This window comes from Actinomadura sp. CNU-125 (assembly GCF_001942465.1).
Lineage (GTDB): Bacteria > Actinomycetota > Actinomycetes > Streptosporangiales > Streptosporangiaceae > Spirillospora.
Window position 1 is genome coordinate 1 of the sequence record NZ_MKJY01000054.1, and the last position, 21,525, is coordinate 21,525.

Consider the following 21,525-nt stretch of genomic DNA (forward strand, 5'->3'; position numbering starts at 1 on the left):
CAATACACATCCTGGGCGTTCGGGAAGCGTCTACGGGATGCCGGGCTGCTCGGCTCGATGGGCACGGTCGGTGATTGCTACGACAATTCAATGATGGAGTCGTTCTGGGGAACTATGCAGCTGGAGTTGCTCGACAGCCGCATCTGGAAGACCCGAGAAGAACTTGCCGGCGCTGTTTTCGAATGGCTTGAGTGCTGGTATAATCCATACAGGCGGCATTCCAGTATTGGGATGCATAGCCCCGTCACGTTCGAAGGGCTCAACCTGCCCTCAGACGCCGTCGAGTGACCTCACCTCGGGTGTCCGTGCAACGGGGGGAAGCTCAACGGGCTTCTCGCCACGGGGGCGCTGGGCATCGCGACACTCGCGGTAAACGTGACCGGCGCAGCGATGCATGCCCGGAAATGAGCAGCGGCCTACGGGAAGCGGGGAGGAAGCGGGCTGTGGTCATGGTGGTGATTGTGGCGGGCGGCCGCCAGTTGCGGTTCGCCGTTTCACCGCCTGAAGGCGCAAACGGTCCGGACGGACGGAAGTGTCCGCTGAGCGCCGAGGGCTTTTCCGGCATTGAGCGCCGGGTTACCATCCGCCATGGGACCGGGGCGGGTTCCCGCTGGCATCAACTGCGAGCGAGCAAGCCGCTGGACGCGCAGGGCGCCGTTCGTGAGGACCTGGAGGGGCACGTCATGGACGACGGCGCCGGTCGTCGGGCGGCACCCGCCGGATTGGATACGCGACCCGGCGCCGCAGCACGCCGGCCGCCGTCCGCACCGGAGGCGATACGGCCGCTCCCCGGGCCGTCGCGCATCGGCATCGCCGATCCCGGTGGCGATGCGGATGTCGCAGCGGGGTCGGTGGATCCGGTGGCCGCGCATTACGACAGCCCGGTGCCGCGGCGGCTGGCAGGGGAGATCCACTTCGACGCGCGGTTGAGTCGCGCCGAGGTCGCCATGGTGGTGTCGGCGTACCGGCAGGTACGCGGCCGGGACCTGCCGGAACTGGTGTACCTGCCCTGCGCGGGCACCTTGCGGCACGTCCCGCCGCTGCTGGCCCGCGGCGTCTGCCGGGTGGTCGCGGTCGACCTGTCGGCCGAGAGCCTGCGCGCCGGCCTGGAACACAATGTCCCCGACCCGGCCCGCGTGGAGATCTACCACGGGGACGTCCGCGACGCCCGCGCGGTGCTGCCGTCCGCCGGTGCGCCGCTGGTGGTGATGGGCGGCAACAGCCTGGGCGACATCACCGACCCCGACGGGCACCTCCGGTTCATCGCCCACTTGGCCGACGCGCTCGCAGACGACGGCGTCCTGGTCTTCGATTACGTCGCGACCGGTATGTGCCGCCCGCCGGGCGTACCCTCACCGCGCAGTGGCCCGAAACCTACCGCGTACCCGACACAGGGAATCCGGTCCCGGTGCTGGACCGCCGCACCCGCCGCGCCGTCCCGCTGCCCGGCACCGGCATGGCGCTGCTGCACCTTACCTGCGAAATCGTGGACGCCACCACCGGTGAACCGCGCACGCCGGCGCACCACTACACCAAGCTGGTCGTGCCCGAACCGGAACTGCAACGCCAGTTCGCCGCCGCCGGGCTCCACCTGACCAACCTCGGCCCGGTCGCCGATCTGTCGCCCTACCACCACCGCCGCATCGACCAGGCCGGTGACCTGGGCATGCTCGGTGAACCCGATCGCCTGTACCGGGCGGTCAGCCACCCGCTGAGGTCGTCCAGGCGGACGCCGAGCGCGGCCGCCGTCTCGTCCTTGCTCATCCCGAAGGCGAGGGGCCCGACGCTCTGCAGTGGGGTGAACTGCCACCGGTCCCGCTCGGCGTCAGGCTTGACCGCCCAGGGATTCCACTCGCTCATCGCCCTCACTTTCATTCACGTGTTGGCAGACGATTATCTGGCACTCGGCCCGGTGATGAGACCTTCGGCGCCGAGCGCCTCGGATCGACGGCGTGCCCGCACCGCTGATGACGTCGTACCCGGTGAGGAAGCCCACTTGGACCACCCTCCTCAGCCGTTTCGAACTCAGGTCACTCCCATGACCGGAACTCATCCGACAGAGCAGGCCGTCACTGCATCTCATCGGCATCAACGCCGAAACGTTCCACGATCACAGGCTCGATACGCCGAGAGCATCCACTCGATCCGGTTCACATCGGCCTGCTCGCGGTTCGAGTAGGCGGCCAGGCGCCGTTGTCCGGACGGGAGTGGTCTCCTTACCGTTCGCCTGGTCGTCACGAGGCTGGAGCACGCTTGCGCGCGGTCGATGATCGAGGAGGCGTTGATGCGCGCAAGCCGTTTTCTGGTGACGATGTTGTTTACGGTGATGATCGTGGGTCAGTTCACCGCGCCGGCCGCTGCCCGGCCCAAGCCACGGACCGTGACTGTGATGACCTTCAACATCCATCACGGACAGGGTACTGACGGGAAACTCGACCTGGAGCGCATTGCCCGGGTCATCGAGGGGGCCGACTCCCGGGTCGTCGGGCTCCAGGAAGTCGACCGGCACTGGTCGCAGCGCAGCGACTTCGTCGACCAGGCGTCCTGGCTGGCGCGCCGACTCCGCATGCACGTGGTGTACGGGGCCAACCTCGACCTCGCCCCGGAGCGGCCCGGCGAGCCGCGCCGCCAGTACGGGACGGCGATCCTGACCGAAAGCCCGATCCTCGACTGGGACAACACCCTGCTCCCTCGGTCGAACGACGGTGAGCAGCGCGGCCTGCTGCGGGCCCGCATCCGGGTGCGGGGCGTCCCGCTGACCGTCTACAACACCCATCTTCAGCACGACAACGCGGCCGAGCGGCTCGCGCAGGTCACCGCGATCGAGGAACTGATCGGCAACCCGGAGCACTCGTTCGTCCTGCTGGGCGACCTCAACGCGACTCCCGAGTCGGCCGAGATCCGCGCCCTCACCGACGAGATGGCCGACTCCTGGGTCGAGAGCGGGGTGGGCGCCGGGCACACCTACGACAGCGAGAATCCGACAGCCCGGATCGACTACGTGCTCACGTCCTCGTCGGTGGTCACCCGGACGGCCGCAGTGGTCACGGCCGACCCCGGCGCCTCCGATCACCTGCCGGTGACCGCCGAGGTCCGGCTGCCCGGCAGTCACCGCAACGATCTCTGAGACCCGGGGCGAGGAGAGCGAGAGCCGGCTCGTCGAATGCCGGCTGAGAAATGAGAAGGAAGCCCCCCATGGCCTTTCCCCGCCGAGAACTTCGACAGCGCGTCTCAGGCGGGAGATGAGGTGAGTTACCGGAGGCTGCTCGGTGGTGGCGTCGGATCATGCGCTCCGATTGGCGTGGGGGACGATCGAGCGCACCATCTCCCGGCTGACCGGCTACCGCCGAATGACCCCGCGGTACGAACGCAATCCCCGCAACAACCTGGCCTTCTCGGGACACGCCGCCGCCCTCACCTGCTACAAACGCCTGATCAAACTCACCACATAGGACACGGTCTGAGTGAAGGGGCGGTGCAGGTTGGTTCAAAGGCGCCGTCGGGGGGCTCAGCGGATAAGTAGGCTATCCGCTGAGCCTTGGCAGGCTCAGCGAAACGTGATGGCCTCGCCCTTTCGTAAGTCGGCGCGGAGTTGAGCGGAAGAAGGCGGTGGCGGTGGCCGAAGGCGGCGATCAGTGGTGCAGCCATTACTACCTCCACGATGATCCGCTTGAGGAGACCGGTGGCTGGCCCGGTTGGCTGGAACAGCCCTATCCCGGTGTGGACATCGGGCCGTGTCAGGCTTGCGGCCGGTCGACGAAGCGGTACCACACCTGGCGGACCTCGCGGGGGACGGTCACCGGCTTCGCCTGTGTGTGGTGTCGGGCCGACGTGGACGTCTTCCACACCGGCCCGCCCGGCCACGTCCCCGTGCCGACCCGGCCGTACTACGCCCCACCGGACATGCGCTGGGACGAGGCCATCGGCGGGACGCCCCGCCGTCGTCACGCCTCCGGGCACTGGGGCCTGACGCTGTGCGGGCTGTCCGCCGCCGGCCTCACCGATCACGGCGTGCAGTGGACGCCCGGCCATGCCGACGCCTGCCCCGCGTGCCGGACGGCCGCCGACGAGATCGACGCGCGCTGGCCCGCCGACCGGCGCGTCGGGGGAACCTTCCTTGTGGCCTGCCCCTGCCCCGCCTGCCGACGCGCCGGGACCGGGACGGACCGATGAGGTTCGACCGGACTGGCCGGGGTGCCGGTGGCGGTGGACGAGCCGACGCTGCCCGCGCCGCTTGTGTCCATGGGAGACCGGGGGCGCTCGCTACCGGACCAGTGAACGGCTGTGCCCTACGGGTGTGGGAGGAAGTCCTGGCTCAGGTTCGCCCCTCCACCGCAACGCGGTGACGGTGGGGAGCGGCTGGGGGCCACGGGAGATGTTTTCCAGCAACCTCTCGTTGCGCCTTCCGCGAAGGGACGGACTGTAAGGCAGAAGGCCCACATGTTCGATCGACCGCGAGAGGAAAGCCATGAGGACGCGTATCGGGCTGGTGGCGGCGCTGGGGACCACGTTGCTGCTCTCGGGATGCATCATGCCCGGCTCCGACGACGAATCCGACGCCGCGGAGCCGCCGCCCGCGCCCACCACGTCGGCCCCCGCCCCGGCCCCGCCGCAGGCCTCGCCGCCCGGCGGCGGCGCGCAGGTCACCCCGCCCGGTACTGCCCTCCGGGTGGGCCAGCGCGCGGTCGTCCCCTACGAGCGTGCCGGGGTGACGGGCACGCTCGGCATCACCGTGACCGCCATCGAGCCCGGCGACCAGGCGACCTTCCGGCAGCGCTTCGGGGCCCGGGCGGCCGGCATGGTGCCGTTCTACATCCGCTACACGGTGGAGAACGTGGGCGGCACCGACCTGTCCCGCGGCAGCGCGCCCCTGCTCGAGGGGGTGGGGCCGGGCGGATCGAGCACCGGCGCCGTGGTGATCGGCACCATGGACGGCTGCGAGCGCGGACGTCCGGACGACTCGTTCGCCGTCCAGGGCGCCAAGTACGAGTCCTGCAGGCTGCAGGCGGCGCGCCAGGGCGGTACGGTCGCCGGCGCGGCGTACGAGGAGGACGAGGGCGGCTACCGCGACAGCCCCGTCATCTGGACGAACTGACCCGTTCGGCGCCGGTGCCCCGGTCACGGGAGCCCGACGGCGATGACGGCGTCCGGCCCGGCCAGGACGTACAGGGCGTCCCGGCCCGCGAGCACGGCGGTGGGGCCGCGTCGGCGGTGCAGGTCGAGCCGCTGCACGACCCGGCCGTCGGCCGGGTCGTGCGAGGTCACCTCCCACCGGCCGGGCACGTGCAGCGCCCCGCCCGCCAGGACGGGCTCGCCCGCGGAGGGGTCGGTCGGGTGCTCCCAGTGCACCCTGCCGTCCCGGACGCGTAGCGCGCGGACGGCGTCGGCGCCGCGGACGAAGACCAGACCGTTCCCCGCGGGCGGGGCGGCCCGGCGGCGGAAGGCGCCCGGGGCGACGGCTCCGGTGGCGACGGCCCACCGCTCGCGGCCGTCCCGTTTGTCGAAGGCGCGGAACGTCCCGTCGTCCATGCCGAGGAGCACGGTGTTCCCGACGATCGCGGGGGCGGTCGCGGCCGTGGGCGGCTCCGGCGACGCGTCGTCGCGGGCGGACCGTGGGCGGATCAGCCAGCGGACCCTGCCGGTGCGGGCGTCCAGAGCCCGGACGAGGCGGCCGCCGACGGAGAGGTAGACGGTGCCGTCGGCGACGCGGAGCGTCGCGTCGGGGCGGCCGGACTCCGCTTCGTCCTCCTCGGACCGGGACGTCCACCGCACGGCCCCGGTGGCGCAGTCCAGCGCCTGCACGTGTTCCCCGCGTCCGCCGACCAGGTAGAGGACGTCCCCCGCCACGGCGATCGGGCAGGCGGGCCGGCCATCGACCGGGCGCGCCACACCACGCGGCCGGTGCCGGGCTCATGCGCGTACAGGGTGACGGCATCGCCCGAGTCGGCGACGTCGTAGACGAGGGTGTCACCGCAAGCCGTCGCGGGCGCGGGACCGGCGAACTTCCGCCGCCGCGTCCATCGCACGGCACCCGTGCCGGGGGCGACGGCGAGCAGTTCGTCCCGGCTGCGGACCCACACGGTGCCGAGGGCCGCGGTCACCGTGCCCCGTCCCCGCTCGAAGGGCGCGAGGGGGCTGCGCCACCGGTGCCGTCCCGTCGCGGCGTCCAGGTGGCACAGCTCCAGGCGCGCGTCTCCCGACCGCGTGACGACGGTTCGGTCGAGGAGGTACAGCCCGCCGTCGTACAGGGGACCGAACCCGTCGCCGGTCACCACCGTCCCGCGTGCGGTCCACAGGACGGGCGCGGCCGGGGGCTCGGCGCCCACCGCCGCGCGGACCGCACCCATGCCCGTGAGGGCCGCCCCCACCGCGCCGGAGAGTTGCAGGAGCGCCCGGCGCCGCCCGTACCGGGGCGCTTGCAGGCGGGTGCCGACGGGCCGCGCGGCGATGTCCCGCACCATCCGCGCGGGCGGCGTGCCGCCGTCTGTTCCTTTTGCGGACAGGGCGGCCGCGACCTCCTCCACGGTGGGCCGCCGCACCGGGTCCGCGTCCAGGCAGGCGGCGATCACCGCGTGCAGCGTCTCGTCGTCCCGCTCGCGTGTCGGGACCGGCGGCGTGCCGAACGGCGGCTCACCGGTGCGGCAGAACGCGAGGACACCGCCGAGCGCGAAGACGTCGGCGGCGCCGGTGACCGTGCCGCCGGTCGACTGCTCGGGCGCCATGTACGCGGGCGTGCCCCCCCGTCCCGTCCGTCGTGCCGGGATGCGGCCCGTCGGCGATGCCGAAGTCCACCACTCGCGGGCCGCCGGGGGTCAGCAGCACGTTGGCGGGCTTGAGGTCACGGTGGACGACGTCCGCCCGGTGGATCGCGGCGAGCGCCTCGGCGAGCGCGGCGCCGAGCCGCCGCGTGGCCGGGACGCCCAGCGGGCCGTGCCGCGCGACGGCCGCGTCGAGCGACGACCCCGGCAGGTAGGCCATGGCCAGCCAGGGCCGGGGGACGTCGCCGGTGTCCAGCAGCGGTGCGATGGACGAGCCGCTCACCCGGCGCATCGCCGCGGTCTCCCGCGCGAAGCGGGCACGGAAGGCGGGATCGTCGGCGAGGTCGGCGTGCACGACCTTCAGGGCCACCAGCGCGCCGTCGTCCGACCGGGCGAGGAACACCTGCCCCATCCCGCCCGCCCCGAGACGGCCGACGCACTCGTATCCGCCGACGCGGTCCGGATCGCCGGGGCGCAGCGGTTCCATCAGCGGTCCCGGAGGGAGAGGGCGAGGACCAGAGGGGGGCAGAGGACGTAGAGCCGTGCGTCGTCGGCGACGAGTTCGGTCGTTCCGTCCACCCCCAGGGCCCGGAGGTCGAGGCGGCGGAGCACGGCCCCGCCGACCGGGTCGTAGGCGGTGACCGCCGTCCGGTCCGACACGTGGAGGGCGCCTCCGGCCATGAGCGTGCCGCCGGACGGGCGCCGCCAGCGGAGCCGCCCGTCGTCGGCGCCGAGCACGTGGACGTCGCTCGCGAAATCGTTCGCGGGGGTGCCGCGGCTCGTGACGTACACGAGGCCGTTCCCGACGATCGGGCGGGGCCGTGCGGGAACGGCCCGCACCGCCGAGGGCTCCTCACCGAGCGGGTGGGCCCACCGTTCCCGCCCGTCTCGCGCGTCGAAGGCCCGCAGCACGCCGTCCGCGCCGCACAGGTAGACGGTGTCGCCGGCCGCCACCGGGACGTCCGCGCCGGTCGGCCCGTCACCGCCGCGATCGCCCCGGCCGCCGTCGGCGCGCAGTTCGAATGCAGAGCGCCAGCGGACCGTTCCCGTGGCGGAGTCCAGGGCGTACAGGGCCCGGCCATTGAGCGAGACGAAGACGGTGTTTTCGGCGTACGACAGGGTGACCAGCGGAGGCCATGCGTACCCCTGCGCGACCGGCCGCGCCCAGCGCTGCCGTCCGGTGACCGCGTCCAGCGCGTACACGAAGGCGGTATCGGCGCCGCCGCGGTTCGCCGTGGCGGCGGCGAGCAGCAGGCCCGCCGCGTGAATCGGCGCCGTCGCCGTCGCCGCGCGCGGCCGGACGGACGCCGTCCAGCGCAGCCGTCCGCCGCCCGGCTCGTAGGCGTGCACGGTGTACGGGGTGACGCTGTCGGCCGCGTTCTCGTCCTCGCCGCTGTCGTAGGCCAGCCCGTCGCCGATCGTCACGGTCGTCGAGCGGGAGCCCGTCGTGTTCCTGTTCCGCCGCCATAGCTGCCGTCCGGTGCGCACATCGAACGCCCGCAGTGCGCCTTGCGTCCGAACCATCGCGACTGATCCGGAGACGGCCACTTTCCGCAGCTCGAAGGGGGACGGGATGTCGAGCGGCGCCGACCACGACCGCCGCCCGGTCGCGGTGTCCAGGCAGGACACGGCGGGCGATCTGCCCCGCGACCGGGGGACCAACGGACGCTCGACCAGGAACAGCCGCCCCGCCGCGACCGGCCCGAAGAGATCGGTGGACGCGAAGTCCGCGTCGGCCGTCCACAGCAGCGGCCCGTCCGCCGCGGCGACGGCCGCGCCGTCCGCCCGCCGCCCGCGGGCCACGTGGCCGCGCCACCGGCGAACGCGGCCCCCGCGAGGCCCGCGATCATCCGGCGGCGGCTCGGTCCGGAGGCCCGGGTGGGCCCGCCGCCGGCGCTCACAGCCGGAACGCGCAGAGGCGCGTGAAATCGAGGCACACCAGTACGCGGTCCCTCCAGATCTGTGGGCGCACGTTCGTCTGTCGGCCCACCGGATGGCTCCAGCGCAACCGCCCGTCCGAAGTTCCGATCGCATAGAGGCGATCATGATCGGAGCCGGCGTAGACGGTACCGGCCGCCACCGCGGGAGCCGCCCGCAGCGGCCCGCCGGTGTCGAACCGCCAGCGCGGACGCCCCGTCCGCACGTCCAGGGCGTGCAGCCGACCCGAATCGTCGCCCGCGAACACCAGCCCGTCCGCGACCGTCACCCCGCCGGTGACCCGGCGGCCGAGGCCGCGGCTCCAGCGCACCGTCCCGGTGGCGGCGTCCAGGGCGTGCACGTGCTCACCGCCCGCGGTGTGAACCGCTCCGCCGTGCACCGCCGGCGCGTCGGTGGCCGCCTCGAACCGCCACCGGACGTCGCGTGCCGCGGGGTCGACCGCGAACAGGCCCGCGGGCGCCGCGTAGACGAGGCCACCGGCGGCGACCGCGTCGAGTGCGCCGTCGAGGCGTGCACGGTCGGTGTCGGCGTCCCGATCCGTCAGCCGCAGCCGCCAGTCGGGGGCGCCCGTCCGTCCGTCGTAGGCCGACAGGCGGCCGGTGCTGTCGCACACCAGCACCCGGTCGCCGCTGACCGCCGGAACTCCGGTGGGCGGGACGCGCGGTTCCCTCCACCCCACGGCGGGCGACCCGTCGGAAGCCTGCACCGAGCACAGCGCCCCGTCGCTGAACAGGACGGCGTCCGTGGTCGCCAGCACGCCCGAACGGACCGGGAAACCCCGGTTCGCCGTCCACAGCAGTTCGCCGCGCGCGCAGTTCACCGCATGCAGCCCCCGCGTCGAGCCGACGTAGACGACGTCTCCGGCGACCGTGGGCCGGGTGAACCAGTGCCCGTTCGCGCCGTCCGGGCTGCGGTACGTCCACAGCGGCGTCCGGGCGCCGGCACCGCCCGTTCGGACGCCCGCCGCCGGGCGCATGCCGTGCGCCGACGGACCGAGGGACGCCAGGACGGCGGTGGCCGCACCGAGCGAGAGCACCGCCCTGCGGCTGCGCGCACGGGCCCGCGGCCCGCGGGTGACGGGGATCGCTCCGTCCGCGTGCGTGACGCCCGCGGCGACGTCGTCGGGCAGCCACCGGGTGCCGACGGGATCGGGGAACCGGGCGATCCGTCCGGCCAGATCCGCGGCGGCCGGACGCCGCAGCGGATCGCGCGCGAGGCAGTCCGCGATCAGGTCGACGAGATCCGGCTCGCCGCCAAGCACCGCGCGCAGCGCGTCCAGCCGCGGCTCCTCGAACTGCGTGCGGTACAGCAGCACGGGCGCGGAACCGGACCCGAACGGACCCTCGCCCGTCGCCGCGTACACCAGGACGGCACCGAGCGCGAACACGTCGTCGGGCCGGCCCGAGCGCCGGTCTCGGATCCGCTCCGGCGGCAGGTAACCCGGGGTGCCGAGGAGCGTGCCGGGCATCGTGATCGTGTCGGCCCCGTCGGGCCGCGCGATCCCGAAGTCCACCACCCGCGGCCCGTCCGGCGTCAGCACCAGATTCGACGGCTTGAGATCCCGGTGCAGCACACCGGCCCGGTGGATCGCCGTCAGCGCGCGGGCCAGCGCCGCCGCGAGCGTCCGCACCGACGGCCCCGGCAGCGGCCCGTGCAGCTCCACCGCCTGCCGCAGCGTGAGACCCGGCAGGTAGGCGGTGGCCAGCCACGGCTCCGCCGCGTCCGCGTCGTGGTCGACGACCGGAGCCACGTACGCGGGGTCGATGCCCCGCACGGCGGCGATCTCACGGGCGAATCGGTCGCGGCGGTCCTGGCGCCGCGCGAACCGCGCGTGGACGACCTTCACCGCCACCGGGTCCCCGGACGGGGCGCGCCCCAGGAACACGCGGCCCATTCCTCCGGCGCCCAGCCGTGCGACCAGCCGATAGTCGCCGATTCGCGCCGGGTCGTCCGCGCGCAACGGCTCCATCCCGCTCCCCTCGAAGGCTCAGGTACGTTCGATTCCGACGATCAGGTCACGGAAGAACACAGGTAGCGTCTCACTGGATTCAACGCTTTTCCTTCGGATGAGTTTCCACGAGGTGACGGTGTGTCGGGCGTTCTGGTTTACCTGCCATCGGACTCGCGGCGTGACCCGGTGCGCTGGGAGCTGGGACCGGGCGAAAGTCTCAGATTCGGCCGCGGCGCGTCCGGTGTACCCGTTGACCTGCGCCTGGACAATCCCACGGTGCCGCGCTTGGCGGGCGAACTCCTCGCGGTCGAAGACCACTGGCGACTGAGCAACTTCAGCGACGACCGCACCTACGTGGTCGAGAACCCCGAGGGGGCCGGCGAGTACCTGCGCGTACCGCCCCGCCGCGCCTCCTGCCCGGTGCCGTTCGAGTTCTCCCGCGTGGTGTTCACCACTCAGGGACCGACCGCCTCCTTCCAGGTGTACGCACCGCAGCACCTGTACCTGGAATCCGCGGACCTCGACCTGCCCGAACCGGGCGGCTCCACCACGGTCTCCGCCTTTTCGCTGGACCAGGACGCGACCTACTTCCTCGTTCTCGTGGCCCTCTGCGAACCGCGTCTGCGGGACGAGTCGTCCACCGCCGTCCCCACCTCCCGCCAGATCGTCGAGCGCCTGAGCACCATGCCCGGCCGCCCCCTCACCCTGCGAGCGGTCAACTTTCACATCGACTACCTGGCCGAACAGAAACTGCGGGTGAAGAAGCCCTTCGAGGAAGAACGCCTCGACGGCAAGCGAACCGCCGTGGTCGACGTGGCCCTGCGCTTCGGCCTGGTCGGCGAGGAACACCTCCCGCTGCTCCCGAGCCGCCACCGACCCGCGGACGCCTGACCCACGAGAAGGAACCGGTCGCGGCGCGAAGGTAGCCCTGACGCACGCCGCGAACGCGGCGTACGCCAGGGCCGGTTAGGCGCCGACGGGAAACCCCGTCAGTGCCGCGTTAGGACGTCACTTCCCGCAACCCGTGCAAGTGGCGTCGTTCCGGGAGTTGCGCGTGGTGCAGCTCTGGCAGGTCCAGCCACCATCGCCGTCGTCCGCGTTGCGGACGTCGTGCCGCTGCGGCGCGTCGAACTCGAACCCGCTGATGATCAGCGAAAACTCGAGGTCGATGATGCTCTGCTCGACCTCGGGCGGGGTGGCCTGCCGAGAGGTCGACTTGAGAGTGGTCATGATTCTCCTTCGAGTCGAGTCACCTCCCTCATTAGGGGGAGGTATCAGGGACAGTCCGATTGATGTGCGGTGCGGCAACCTGGAATCCGTGAATTTTGGTGGGCGGCTGGTCGAGAACTCGGCGTCGCCAGCATTTTCCCAGGTCACGATAGTGTGAGTGATGAGCGCCACATCTGCATGTTGGTGTCGAGCCGGGACAGTCACGACTGCAAGAGAAAACAAACCAGATCCCTGAACAGGGATTCTCCATCCACGGGAGGAACCAATGGGTATTCTCAACTGGATTCTTGGGGTGTCTCCGGACGGTCCGAGTTCGGAGCGGGCCGTCACCAGTGGTGGTGAGCTCACGGGCTCCCAGAAGGGCCAGCTCGAGGATCACGGAATCGACCCCCGTGAGGCCGAAGAGCTCACCGAGCAGGGGATTTCTCCTGCGCAGGCCGTGAAGGCGGTCATAAAGCGTCACCAGTCCTGACGGGCAAGTGACTACTCGGTGCTAGGAGATCATCGATCTCCTAGCACCTACCTTTTTCTTGCGGTGTCAGTTCGTGCGGTGTGCACGGAGCCGGTGGACGGCGTCCGCCACCGACCGGACGGGCACGACCTGAACGCTCGTGTCGCGGGCGGCCTCGGTCGCCTCGGCTTCCTGCCAGGCCGGGACGAAGAAGACGTCCGCGCGGGCCTTCGCCGCGGCCCGGACCTTCTGCGGGATCTCGCCGACGGTTGTGACCGTGCCGTCGGAGGAGATCGCGCCCGTTCCGGCGATGCGCCGTCCGCCCGCCAGGTCGCCCGGGGTGAGCGCGTCGAGGCGGGCGAGCGCGAGGACGAGCCCGGCGGACGGCCCGCGGACGGTGCCGAGCGGGTAGGCGGTGGCCGAGACGTCCACGTTCGTCCGCACCCGCGCGAGCCGTCCGGCGGGAATCTTCCGGCTCTCGGCGGTGCCCCACGTGCCGTCGGCGGCCCTGGGGACGACGAGGACGCGCGGCTGTGCCGACCGGACGGTCGCGGCCTGCAAGTCGGCGGGTGTGCGGAGCGGGGTCGTCGTCGCGTCCGGCGGCGAGCAGGATGTCGCCGGGGCGCAGGCGGTGCCCGGGGCGGGGGCGGCCACCTGGAGCCCGGTGCCGCCCACGGGGGTTCGGCGGGCGGCGAGCTGGGCGGCGACGAGGACGGCGCGGGTCTGTGCGGAGTCCATCGACGGGCCGCCCGCCGGGGCGGCGTCGCCGCCTCCCCGGACGGTGCGCTCGCCGGTGAGTTCGGCGGTCGCCCACTGGAACCAGTTGGCGTCCCGGATGCGGGCCGTCATGACCGTCCACGACGACCCGGCGGCGGGTTCGCCGACCGGGATCACGGGGCCGGGGCCGACGCGGTGGTACGGGGAATCGGCCGGCCCGGCGACCGCCAGCACGGTCAGGGCGATGACCACCCCGTATCGGCGGGGGCGCGCTGGTGCGGGCATCAGCCGGACGCGGCCGTCAGTTCGGCGAGGGTCGCGCGCAGGTCGGTGCCGGCCTTGACGATCCGGACGTAATGCCCGGTGAGCCGACCGGCGAGCTGGGCGTTCAGGCCGCCCTGGCCGATGCCGCCGGACAGCATGTGCTCCTCCACCGCGGCGACCGCGTTGCCCCCGTCCACGAGTACCTCGGTGACCCGGACCGGGCTGAGGGCCTTGGTCAGGAAGGTCACGGGATCGGCCGAGTACTCGATGATCTCCAGGCGTTCGTTGCCGGAACCGTGGTTCAGCAGCCGTTCGGCGCCCTTGAGGCGGCTCGCGCCCCAGCCGATGCAGGCGCCCCGCGCGTCGACGCCCTTGGCCGTGGGCGCGACGGAGATCTTCGACTTGGTCCCGGCCACCCGCGCGACGGCCTTGACGACGACCTTGCCGGTGCAGATCTCGGTGACGAACCCCGCGAGGATGCGTTCGACCAGTTCGGGTGCGGTGGCCGAGAGCACGAGCCGCTCGGCGTCCCGGCCGGGCCCGCCGGACACGCCGACGACCAGTGCGACGACGGTGTCGCCCGCCGCCGGCCGGGGCGGGGCGGCTCCTTCCCGGAGGTCGTAGGCGTCGGCGCGCGGCAGGTAGCCGTCGCGGGCCCGGCCGGTGGCGATGTCGTAGACGGCGCAGCGGAACCCGTCGGGGCCGCTCGACCTGATGTGCGCCGTCACCGTGGTGCCGACGAGCGGGGATTCGAGGCCGAGGTCGCTCAGGATCGTTCGCACGGGTCGTGGGTCCTCTCGTTTGTGCGGTGGTCACGGCACGGTCGGGCCGAGCCCGAACAGTCCTGGCCGCCCGCCGCGTCCCCTGCTCCTGACCTCTAAAGTCCGCGCGTTTCCGGATCCGCAACCCGCGCGTCGACCAAGCGCGGGAGTTCCGCCTGCCGAGCGGTGCCGGCTTTTCCCGGGGATCGGTGTTCTCGTGTGATCGTGCTCGCATCGCCGCGATCGAAAATGTACGCTCTGTCCACCCTCGGCGGTCACGCAATGCATTCGATCGTCCACTCGGTGGCCGTGCCCGCCCCGTGCCGCTCCACTTGGGGCGATGGGGACCCTGGAACCTTCCAGAGTCCTTCACCCGCACTCGCGTGCGACCTTCTCCTCGTGGAGAGCCGACATGGAGTCGGCACATCGAATTAGAGGATTTTGATGTCGTTCTCTTTGGTGTGGTCGTTGCGAGATGGAGAACGCCGTTGCCTCCGCGCTCGTCCGTCGTCCCCGATCCGCCGCGGGGAGCGACCTCCGATTGCGAGGAAACGGATGGACATCGTGTCGACGAGCGGTGGCGGGCGGCCCGCCGCCGACGATTTCCGCACCCGCAACGACGAGTTCTTCGCCTGCCGAAAGGAACTCCGGCGGCGACTGACCGAGTTGCGTGCGCGAGCCGACGCGGACGGGCTCGACATGCTCTCCGAACTCGCGTTGCGGCGCACCGAGCGTGAATTCGAGGACCTGACCTACGAGATCATGGTCGCGAACTTCGGCCTCGTGCGCAGATACGTCGCCGCGTTCACCTCCCGGTCGGGGGAGCACGGCGAGGACTTCGAGAGCGCCGGCAAGGTGGGCCTGCTGCGTGCGATCTCGACCTACGAGCCGGAGCGCGGGCCGTTCGCCGGGTGGGCGTTCAAACCGATCCAGCGGGAGGTCCTGCGTGCGGTCCGGGACGCCGACCATCCCAACCTCAATCCCGGGGACTTCGAGAAACGCCCCGCCATCCTGGCCGCCGAGCGGGCCTTCGTGGCGGAGGCCGGGCCGGACGCGCGGGTCGACCACGCCGACATCGCGCGGCGGGCGGGGGTGACCGAGACGCAGGTGCGGCGGGTCCTGGACGCGCCGCGGCTCGACAGCCTGAACACGGCGAGCGGGAGCCCCGCCGAGGACGGGGGCACGTGGGAGGACCGGCTGCCCGACCCGGCTCGCGCCGTTGAGGACGAGGTACTGCTCCGTTTCGATCTGCACGCTCTCGGAAGCCGCGGCATGCCGGCCCTCGACCAGCGTGAACGGCACGTGCTGACGCGCCGGTTCGGGCTGGACGGCGAACCGGAGGAGTCGCTGCGCGCCATCGGCGAGCGGCTCGGACTGTCCCGCGAGGGTGTGCGGCAGATCCAGCAGAAGGCGCTGGCCAAGCTCATCGAGGCCATCGACCCGCCGGACGAGCCGGGGATCGTCACGGGTCGGGCGGGATGAGCGGCGAACGCGACCCGGCGAAGGGGGAGCGGGACCCGTGGATCATCATCGACGACATCGGCGGCGATCCCGCGGGACCGCCGGACGTCCCGGAGGCCGCCCGCACGTGGAACGGCATGTCGCTCGCCCCTCCGGGGGCGGGGTCCCGACCGGTGGCGCGAGCCCCCGCCCCCGAGCCCGAGGCCGCCCCGGAGGACGTGCCGGACGACCGGGCCGTCGCGCCCCGTCGGCCCCGGGTGCGCCGCTTCCGCGCCAGGACGTTCGTGCCCACCGTCGTCACCCTCGCCATCGTGTGCGTGAGCGTCCTGCTGGTGGTCTCGTCGGTCGTCTGGCGCCCGTACGTCCCCTGAACGAGGTCAGGCACGGTGCCGCAACCGGTTGCGGCGGGCCCGTTCGGCGTCGGCGCGGCGGGGGGTCGGGCGCCCTTTCGGTTCCCGCGGGTCGCGGCGCGCCGTCCCGTCCGGCGTCCGTCCGGCGGCGCGGCGGGACCGGCACGCGCTCAGCGCCCTCGCCCAGACGAAACCCTGCGAGGCCCCGTCGCGGACCACGTCCCGGATCGTCCGCGCCGACCTCCGGGTGAGCCGGAGGGACGCCAGCGCGAGTACGGCGGCGGCGAAGTGCAGGACGGCGGCGAGCCCGGCGACCTGCCCCCAGGCGGCCGCCTCACGGATCCCGCACCGGCCCGTGCCGAACAGCCCGCCTGGGCAGTCGGCCGGGATCATGACGGCGAGGGCGCCGGCGACGGCGGCTGAGGGCGTACAGCGCCGCCGCGGCGGTGAACCGGCCGAGCGCCCGCTTCCAGGCGCGGTGCAGCCGCACGTTGAGCCGGACGACCGCGGCGGCGGCGAGCCCCGCCGCGCCGGCGGCGGCGGCGTCCCCGGCTCCGAGCCGGAGGGCCCCGCCGTAGCCGTGCACGAGCAGCCCCAGCGAGACGGCCGCCAGGGCGGCCCCCAGCGACAGGACGATCGCGCCCTCGACGGCCACCGCCCGCGGGGTCACCCGGATTGCGCGCATCGCACGAATCGCGGTCATGCCATCACCCGTTTCTCGTACCAGCGCGTTTCTAGGTCGCGCATCGGCACGACCAAGTACTCGACCCTGCTGCCGGGTTTGTTGACCCGCAGGTATCCCTCGCCGGTGCCCAGGTCCCGCAGCTCCCTGGGGGCGACGATGAACTGTTCCTCCGTCATGGCGCTGAAATGGGACGGGGCGCCGCTCTGGCCGACCCGTACGCCGAACGTGTTGTTGTCCCGCATGCCGAGGAACTCGGCGCACTTCTCCGCCGACTCCGGGGACGACTGCGCCATCGCGATCAGCCAGTTGATGTTCTGCGTCAACCGGGACCAGTCGTCGCCGTTCTCGTCGATCCAGTCGGTCGGGCCCTGGGTGCAGAGGATCATGCTGAACAGCGCGGACCGGACCCGCGACAGCATGTTCATGGCGATGGTCCGGTCGATGAAGTTCGCCTCGTCCACGACGATCAGCCGCGGCCGGTCCTTGGGCTCCCGACCCTGGATGCGCTGCGCGGCGTACACCGAGAGGCGTTGCAGCGCCGACGAGGACAGGACCCTCGCCATGTCGGGCTGCCCGAGCGAGTTGAGCCCGATGTAGGTCAGCCCGTCGCGCCGGACGTCGATCATCTCGCGGCCCTCGCCGGGGGCGAGGACGCGCCGCCCGGCGCCCGAGTCGTACAGGCCCGTCAGCCTGGTGCCGAAGCTCGCCGCCGACTTGGCCTCGTCACCGGACGGCCGCAGGACGTTGGCGTAACGCTCCTTGCAGTGCCCGGCGCCCGCGGCCGCGTCGATCGCGAGGGCCCGCTCCCGGACGGCGCCGCCCATGGCCGGGCCCTGCTCCATGATCTTGCCGATCTCCAGCATCGTCGGCGGGCCGAAGCGGTCCGGCGCGACCTCGTGGGCCTGGTGGCACAGCTGGACGACCTGCTGCAGGACCTTGCGGTTCAGCGCCTGCCAGTAGGCGTCGTCGAATTCGACCATCGTCATGATCGTGTCGAAGGTCTCGTCGGGGGACATGCCGGCGAGGGCGTTGAACCAGTAGCGCGGCCGGTCGTCCCCGAGCGCGATCTCCTGGAGCGGGACGTCGTGCATGGCGGAGTAAGCGCGCAGGAAGTCCCGCAGCCCGCCCGGCTCGGTGTCCTCCTTCATGTCGAGGACGGAGACGTCGAAGCCCATGTCGAGCGCCGCCCCGATGATCCACATCAGGGTGACGGTCTTTCCGCTGCCGGTGGAGCCGACCACGGCGCCGTGCATGCCGAGTTCCCGGACGCTCAGCCGCACCGGCCGGTCGCGGGCGCCCAGACCGATCGGGAGCGTCTTGGTCTCGAGCGGCGTCCGCCGCGCCCTCCGCGTGGCGTGCGGACCGCGCACCGCGGGGATCTCGGTCAGCGGCACCCGGCCGGACGCCCGCTGCCGCAGCATCTCCCGCCGGACCCGTCCGGGCGTGATGGGGTCGTCCACCAGCTCCTTGCGGCGCAGCCACGTACCGTCGAACAGCTCGAACAGCCTGTTCTTCAGGCGCAGGAACCTGCCGAGCCCGGCGACGGGCGAGCCGATCGCGCGGCCGAACGCCAGGCCCGCGCAGCCCGCCGTCACCGCCGCCGCGCACAGGATCACGGTGACCGGCGCCTCCCGGGGGTCTCCGGGGCCGTGGCCGACGAGGGCGGCCAGCCAGTGGCCGTAGCCGAGCGCGTTCTCCCCGGGACGCAGGACGAGCCCGAGCACTCCGGCCGCCGTCACGATGATCCAGTCGCGGCGGGCCAGGAGGCGGCGCAGCGCGACGAACACGACCGCGCCGCACACCAGCGGGACGAGCACCAGCACTCCGGCCGCGAACCCCACGATGATCAGGACCGACACGAAGTACACCGCGCCGTCGGACGGCTCTCCGGGACCGGACGGTCCACTGGCGTTCGTCACGCCCGCATCTCCTTCCCGTGCCCGTTCTCGTTCGTCCGGTTCGCGGCGGTCAGCCGGTGACGCTGTCGATGCTGTCGAAGGCCCGCCCGACCAGGCCGGACACGGAGTCGATGCCGTTGACGGTGAGGCTCAGGTCGAACAGCAGCCCGCCGAGGACCAGGCCGAAGAAGAACACCTTGAAGCCCTCGCCCGGCTTTCCGCGGGTCATGTGGTTGACCATGCGGAAGATGCAGACGACCGCGATGACGATCCCGACGGCTCCGCATATCCGCTCGAACGCCCCGCCGATCGAGGAGTCGAGGAAGCTTTCGGCGCCGTCCGAACCGGGTGCTTCCGCGAGCACGCCGTACAGGGTGGCCTTCACGTTCTTCTCCTTTGTGGCATGGTGCGCCGGGGCACGGGATCAGGGCCTGGTCAACGCGTTGTGGTACGGCTCCAGCTCCGCCGCGGACCCCGCGGGGCCCCAGGCGAGCACCGGGGGCCGCGCGCCGGTCGGTGCCCCCACCAGCAGGTCGAAGTCGGCGTAGCTTGCGAACTGCGGGCCTGCGTCCGGAGTCTCCGCCGGGGCGCCGTCAGGGGTTCCGTTCGGCCGCCCGTTCGGGGTTGCACCGGGGACGGCTCTGCTGAGCAGGATCCGCACCCGGACGATGACCCGTCCCCCCGAACCCTGGATCGCCGATTGGATCTGTACGGCCGAGGGGGAGTCGGGCAGCGTGAACCCCCTGAGGCCGATGTAGTAGTGGCTGCTGTCCTGGTCCCCGGTGAGGGTCAGCAGGGCGTTCGAGTCGCCGGTGACGTAAGCCTCGGCCCAGGCGGCGATCTGGGTCTCCACGGGCGCGCTCACATCGGCCAGCAGGTTGCCGTAGTTGGTGTAGTCGCCCTCGCCCTCCGGGGCTCCGGCGCCGCCCTCCCAGACCGCGAACGCCGGTACCGCGGCGAGCCGCGGACCCTGCGCCGTGATCAGGATCGGGACGTCCAGCTGGAGCATGTTCGCGGGCGGTGTCCTGACGTCGCCGCCGGTCGGCGCCGGTGTCGCGGTGGGGGACGGCGGCGGCCCGGTCGCGGGTGCGGACGCCGTCCCCCCGGGGAGGCCGGGGCGGTTCCGGCGCCCGGGGCAGGGGTCCCGGGCGCCGGCTGCGGCGCGTCCGTGGGAGGCGGATCGGTGAGCGCGACGAGGAAGTGGTGCACCTCGAACTCGGTGAACCCGGCCTCCTCCGAGCCGAAGTTCTGCGGGGAGAATCCGACCCAGCTCAGCGACCGGTAGGACAGCGGGACGCCCTGCCGCCCGGAGAGCGCGGCGCGCGGGGCACCGGCCGCGTCCTCGGGATCGAAGGACGCGGCGTGCGGAACGTTCTGCGCGACGCCCGCCAGATGGTTCACCGCCGCGGTCGCGGCCAGCTCGCGCCCCCGCGGTTCGGTCCCGGACGGGTCGGCTCCGTCCTGACCGCCGACCAGGGAGACGAGCACCGCGACGATGCTGAGGCTCGCGGCCAGGAACAGCGCGCCGAGGATCCGCCGGGCCCGCCTGCGCGCCGTCGGCTCGCTCGAACGGCGGGCGGGCACCATGACGAAACGGGTGGGTGATTCCGTCGGCATGTCCGTCTCCTCTCGTGCCGTGTCCGGCGGGCGGCGTCGGGCAGGACTGTTCCGTCACCGGGCGGATGCGCAAGCGCCCGCGGGCGTCGGCCGATGGCTCACTTCCGCCCCCGCGCCCCGCGCCGGGCGCGGGACGTGCGGAGGGCCCGCGCGGCGCCCGGGATCCACCTGCTGCGGGACGCGCGCGCGTCCCAGCGCACGGCGTCCACGGGCACTCCGCCCGGAAGCATCCGGACGGTTCCGGCGGCGGTGCGGTGCAGCGGCGCGATCCCCACGTAGAGGCGGGCCTGGCGCCCGTCGACGACGAGCCTGCGCCTGCGGGACCGGTTCGCCTGGAGACCAAGCCACACGGCCATGGACTCGCCTTGCAGCGGGGAGAGGTTCACCAGTGCCCAGCCGCCTGCACCGCCCAGCGCCGGGCCGTACAGCAGCGCGTTCAGCCCGGCACCGAACACGAGCAGGCCGACGACGAAGCCGAGCACCGCACCGGCGAGGACCGCGATGAGCGTGGTGAGGCGGACGGTGCGCGGCAGCGCGATCTCGTTGTTCAGGCTGCCGATGACCGCGGGCGGCGGTTTGAGCATGTCGGTGGCCGCGAGCATCGTCGGGCCGCGCACGGTGTCGTCGTCGCTCATGCCTCCGACCGTCCGCGCCCCGCCGCCCGCCGCCACGCGCCGCTTGCCCGCGGCCCGATGGGACGGACGGTCAGGGGCATGCCGAAGATGACCGACTACGTCCGCGCGGGCTTCGATCGGCGGCGCCGCCCCTGGGACCGGGCCGAACTGCCCGAATGGTGGGATCTCGTGGTGTGGGCGGGCCTCGCCGCGCTCATCGCGATGCTGCTGCTCGGCGCGGTGTTCGGGCGGGACGACGCGTCCGGGGCGGCCACCGGCGACGACGCGGGGTTCGCGGTCAGGACCCTGAACCCGCACACGTTCACGCCCGCCCCCACCCCGTCCGGGGACGGTCCGGCGTCCTCCGGAGAGCCCCCGGGCGGCGACGACTTCACCGCGACCGCGCCGTGCGGGACGCCGATGACCGGTGGCGGGACGGCGGTCGTCCCCGCGGGCGCGCGCAACGCGGCGCTCGCCGCCGCCGAGGCCGCCGGCCACCGGCGACTGGACGGGCGTCCCGTTCGCCGGGACCGGGCGGCCGTCCCCGGCGCCCGCGACCCCGGGGGGTTCCGTGGTCGGGGAGCCGACCGTCCGGGACCCCGCCGTGACGGGGACGGGCCAGTACCTGTTCAGCGTGACGATCCGGCCGGGCGGCGCGGCGCGGACCGTCCCGTCCGGATCACGGTCGAGCGCGGCCCGGAGGGATACGCGGTGCGGGCGCCGTAGCGGCGCCGGTGTTGCCCTCCCCGTGCGGTGGCGGACGGTCCTTGCCGATCGGTCCCACACCTGGGCGGGAGACGCCGCAGCACCTCCGAGAGGCATCGCGTGAA

The 21,525-nt window shown here is 72.8% G+C and carries 26 protein-coding genes and 1 pseudogene; 11 read left to right on the forward strand and 16 right to left on the reverse strand.

Annotated features, from left to right (window positions below; genetic code table 11):
- Together BJF79_RS07725 and BJF79_RS58860 are read left to right on the forward strand one after the other, a co-directional pair.
- Nucleotides 1-288 (forward strand): integrase core domain-containing protein (locus BJF79_RS07725; RefSeq protein ID WP_143219767.1); only part of this gene is annotated, 288 nt, incomplete at its 5' end.
- Between the two features lie 572 nt (nucleotides 289-860).
- Nucleotides 861-1,595, forward strand: a complete 735-nt coding sequence (locus tag BJF79_RS58860) for a class I SAM-dependent methyltransferase (protein WP_075895815.1) — start codon at nucleotides 861-863, stop codon at nucleotides 1,593-1,595.
- 31 nt (nucleotides 1,596-1,626) lie between these two features.
- On the opposite strand, the gene BJF79_RS07735 is transcribed toward BJF79_RS58860, so the two are convergent.
- Nucleotides 1,627-1,860, reverse strand: coding sequence for a hypothetical protein (locus BJF79_RS07735; protein ID WP_143219768.1), 234 nt, complete (start codon nucleotides 1,858-1,860; stop codon nucleotides 1,627-1,629).
- A 529-nt stretch (nucleotides 1,861-2,389) separates the two neighbouring features.
- Between BJF79_RS07735 and BJF79_RS07740 the strand changes: the two genes are divergently transcribed.
- The 4 genes from BJF79_RS07740 to BJF79_RS07750 all read left to right on the forward strand — a co-directional run bounded on the left by BJF79_RS07740 (nucleotide 2,390) and on the right by BJF79_RS07750 (nucleotide 5,095).
- On the forward strand, nucleotides 2,390-3,127 hold the full coding sequence (locus BJF79_RS07740; protein WP_262401678.1) for an endonuclease/exonuclease/phosphatase family protein: 738 nt from the start codon (nucleotides 2,390-2,392) through the stop codon (nucleotides 3,125-3,127).
- A gap of 145 nt (nucleotides 3,128-3,272) precedes the next feature.
- Nucleotides 3,273-3,452 carry a hypothetical protein gene (locus BJF79_RS52950; protein ID WP_143219769.1) on the forward strand — a complete coding sequence of 60 codons (180 nt, stop codon included), beginning with the start codon at nucleotides 3,273-3,275 and terminating at the stop codon, nucleotides 3,450-3,452.
- A gap of 157 nt (nucleotides 3,453-3,609) precedes the next feature.
- Nucleotides 3,610-4,173 carry a hypothetical protein gene (locus tag BJF79_RS52955; RefSeq protein ID WP_143219770.1) on the forward strand — a complete coding sequence of 188 codons (564 nt, stop codon included), beginning with the start codon at nucleotides 3,610-3,612 and terminating at the stop codon, nucleotides 4,171-4,173.
- A gap of 295 nt (nucleotides 4,174-4,468) precedes the next feature.
- The gene (locus tag BJF79_RS07750) at nucleotides 4,469-5,095 is read left to right on the forward strand and encodes a hypothetical protein (RefSeq protein ID WP_075895821.1); all 627 of its coding nucleotides are present in this window, start codon (nucleotides 4,469-4,471) and stop codon (nucleotides 5,093-5,095) included.
- Nucleotides 5,096-5,118: 23 nt separating this feature from the next.
- Here BJF79_RS07750 and BJF79_RS58865 read toward each other — a convergent pair whose 3' ends face one another.
- The 5 genes and pseudogenes from BJF79_RS58865 to BJF79_RS07775 all read right to left on the reverse strand — a co-directional run bounded on the left by BJF79_RS58865 (nucleotide 5,119) and on the right by BJF79_RS07775 (nucleotide 10,665).
- Entirely contained in the window at nucleotides 5,119-5,847 is a 729-nt protein-coding gene (locus BJF79_RS58865; protein ID WP_262401679.1) for a PQQ-binding-like beta-propeller repeat protein, read from the reverse strand.
- Nucleotides 5,848-5,864: 17 nt separating this feature from the next.
- Nucleotides 5,865-6,722, reverse strand: a pseudogene (locus tag BJF79_RS65340) (PQQ-binding-like beta-propeller repeat protein); the annotation flags it as partial.
- The gene (locus BJF79_RS07765) at nucleotides 6,631-7,245 is read right to left on the reverse strand and encodes a protein kinase domain-containing protein (RefSeq protein ID WP_075895827.1); all 615 of its coding nucleotides are present in this window, start codon (nucleotides 7,243-7,245) and stop codon (nucleotides 6,631-6,633) included. The pseudogene BJF79_RS65340 and the gene BJF79_RS07765, both read right to left, overlap by 92 nt.
- The gene (locus BJF79_RS07770) at nucleotides 7,245-8,561 is read right to left on the reverse strand and encodes a PQQ-binding-like beta-propeller repeat protein (protein WP_075895829.1); all 1,317 of its coding nucleotides are present in this window, start codon (nucleotides 8,559-8,561) and stop codon (nucleotides 7,245-7,247) included. Before BJF79_RS07770 ends, BJF79_RS07765 begins: the two co-directional genes overlap by 1 nt.
- 94 nt (nucleotides 8,562-8,655) lie before the next feature.
- Complete coding sequence (locus BJF79_RS07775; protein ID WP_075895831.1) at nucleotides 8,656-10,665, reverse strand: PQQ-binding-like beta-propeller repeat protein; 2,010 nt, start codon at nucleotides 10,663-10,665, stop codon at nucleotides 8,656-8,658.
- Nucleotides 10,666-10,785: 120 nt separating this feature from the next.
- On the opposite strand from BJF79_RS07775, the gene BJF79_RS07780 reads away from it, so the two are divergent.
- Nucleotides 10,786-11,538 (forward strand): serine/threonine protein kinase, encoded by a 753-nt coding sequence (locus BJF79_RS07780; protein WP_075895833.1) that lies wholly within the window; start codon nucleotides 10,786-10,788, stop codon nucleotides 11,536-11,538.
- A 117-nt stretch (nucleotides 11,539-11,655) separates the two neighbouring features.
- Here the strand turns inward: BJF79_RS07780 and BJF79_RS07785 are convergent, their stop codons facing one another.
- Entirely contained in the window at nucleotides 11,656-11,877 is a 222-nt protein-coding gene (locus tag BJF79_RS07785; protein ID WP_075895835.1) for a hypothetical protein, read from the reverse strand.
- A gap of 265 nt (nucleotides 11,878-12,142) precedes the next feature.
- On the opposite strand from BJF79_RS07785, the gene BJF79_RS07790 reads away from it, so the two are divergent.
- A complete protein-coding gene (locus BJF79_RS07790) occupies nucleotides 12,143-12,349 on the forward strand; it encodes a hypothetical protein (protein WP_075895837.1) in 207 nt (68 codons plus the stop codon).
- Between the two features lie 66 nt (nucleotides 12,350-12,415).
- On the opposite strand, the gene BJF79_RS07795 is transcribed toward BJF79_RS07790, so the two are convergent.
- Nucleotides 12,416-13,297 (reverse strand): S16 family serine protease, encoded by an 882-nt coding sequence (locus BJF79_RS07795; protein ID WP_075895839.1) that lies wholly within the window; start codon nucleotides 13,295-13,297, stop codon nucleotides 12,416-12,418.
- 32 nt (nucleotides 13,298-13,329) lie between these two features.
- Nucleotides 13,330-14,091 (reverse strand): hypothetical protein, encoded by a 762-nt coding sequence (locus tag BJF79_RS07800; RefSeq protein ID WP_075895841.1) that lies wholly within the window; start codon nucleotides 14,089-14,091, stop codon nucleotides 13,330-13,332.
- A 534-nt stretch (nucleotides 14,092-14,625) separates the two neighbouring features.
- Here BJF79_RS07800 and BJF79_RS07805 point away from each other — a divergent pair.
- Both BJF79_RS07805 and BJF79_RS52960 read left to right on the forward strand, forming a co-directional pair.
- Nucleotides 14,626-15,552: a sigma-70 family RNA polymerase sigma factor gene (locus tag BJF79_RS07805; RefSeq protein ID WP_075895843.1), complete on the forward strand. Its 927-nt coding sequence runs from the start codon at nucleotides 14,626-14,628 to the stop codon at nucleotides 15,550-15,552.
- Nucleotides 15,549-15,902 (forward strand): hypothetical protein, encoded by a 354-nt coding sequence (locus tag BJF79_RS52960; protein ID WP_075895845.1) that lies wholly within the window; start codon nucleotides 15,549-15,551, stop codon nucleotides 15,900-15,902. The genes BJF79_RS07805 and BJF79_RS52960 overlap by 4 nt, the downstream gene beginning before the upstream one ends.
- Nucleotides 15,903-15,908: 6 nt before the next feature.
- Here the strand turns inward: BJF79_RS52960 and BJF79_RS07815 are convergent, their stop codons facing one another.
- From BJF79_RS07815 to BJF79_RS07845, 7 genes are all read right to left on the reverse strand, one after another.
- A complete protein-coding gene (locus BJF79_RS07815; protein ID WP_075895847.1) occupies nucleotides 15,909-16,274 on the reverse strand; it encodes a hypothetical protein in 366 nt (121 codons plus the stop codon).
- Nucleotides 16,216-16,566 carry a hypothetical protein gene (locus BJF79_RS07820; RefSeq protein ID WP_158079116.1) on the reverse strand — a complete coding sequence of 117 codons (351 nt, stop codon included), beginning with the start codon at nucleotides 16,564-16,566 and terminating at the stop codon, nucleotides 16,216-16,218. The genes BJF79_RS07815 and BJF79_RS07820 overlap by 59 nt, the downstream gene beginning before the upstream one ends.
- A 14-nt stretch (nucleotides 16,567-16,580) precedes the next feature.
- Entirely contained in the window at nucleotides 16,581-18,485 is a 1,905-nt protein-coding gene (locus tag BJF79_RS07825; RefSeq protein WP_075895851.1) for a TraM recognition domain-containing protein, read from the reverse strand.
- Nucleotides 18,486-18,534: 49 nt separating this feature from the next.
- Nucleotides 18,535-18,849, reverse strand: coding sequence for a hypothetical protein (locus BJF79_RS07830; RefSeq protein ID WP_075895853.1), 315 nt, complete (start codon nucleotides 18,847-18,849; stop codon nucleotides 18,535-18,537).
- A gap of 39 nt (nucleotides 18,850-18,888) precedes the next feature.
- Nucleotides 18,889-19,473: a hypothetical protein gene (locus BJF79_RS07835; protein WP_075895855.1), complete on the reverse strand. Its 585-nt coding sequence runs from the start codon at nucleotides 19,471-19,473 to the stop codon at nucleotides 18,889-18,891.
- Nucleotides 19,446-20,081, reverse strand: a complete 636-nt coding sequence (locus BJF79_RS07840) for a hypothetical protein (protein ID WP_075895857.1) — start codon at nucleotides 20,079-20,081, stop codon at nucleotides 19,446-19,448. The genes BJF79_RS07835 and BJF79_RS07840 overlap by 28 nt, the downstream gene beginning before the upstream one ends.
- 98 nt (nucleotides 20,082-20,179) lie before the next feature.
- Nucleotides 20,180-20,716: a hypothetical protein gene (locus BJF79_RS07845; RefSeq protein ID WP_143219772.1), complete on the reverse strand. Its 537-nt coding sequence runs from the start codon at nucleotides 20,714-20,716 to the stop codon at nucleotides 20,180-20,182.
- A gap of 78 nt (nucleotides 20,717-20,794) precedes the next feature.
- Here BJF79_RS07845 and BJF79_RS07850 point away from each other — a divergent pair, with 78 nt between their 5' ends.
- Nucleotides 20,795-21,421 carry a hypothetical protein gene (locus BJF79_RS07850; RefSeq protein ID WP_075895861.1) on the forward strand — a complete coding sequence of 209 codons (627 nt, stop codon included), beginning with the start codon at nucleotides 20,795-20,797 and terminating at the stop codon, nucleotides 21,419-21,421.
- The last annotated feature ends 104 nt before the right edge of the window (nucleotides 21,422-21,525 follow it).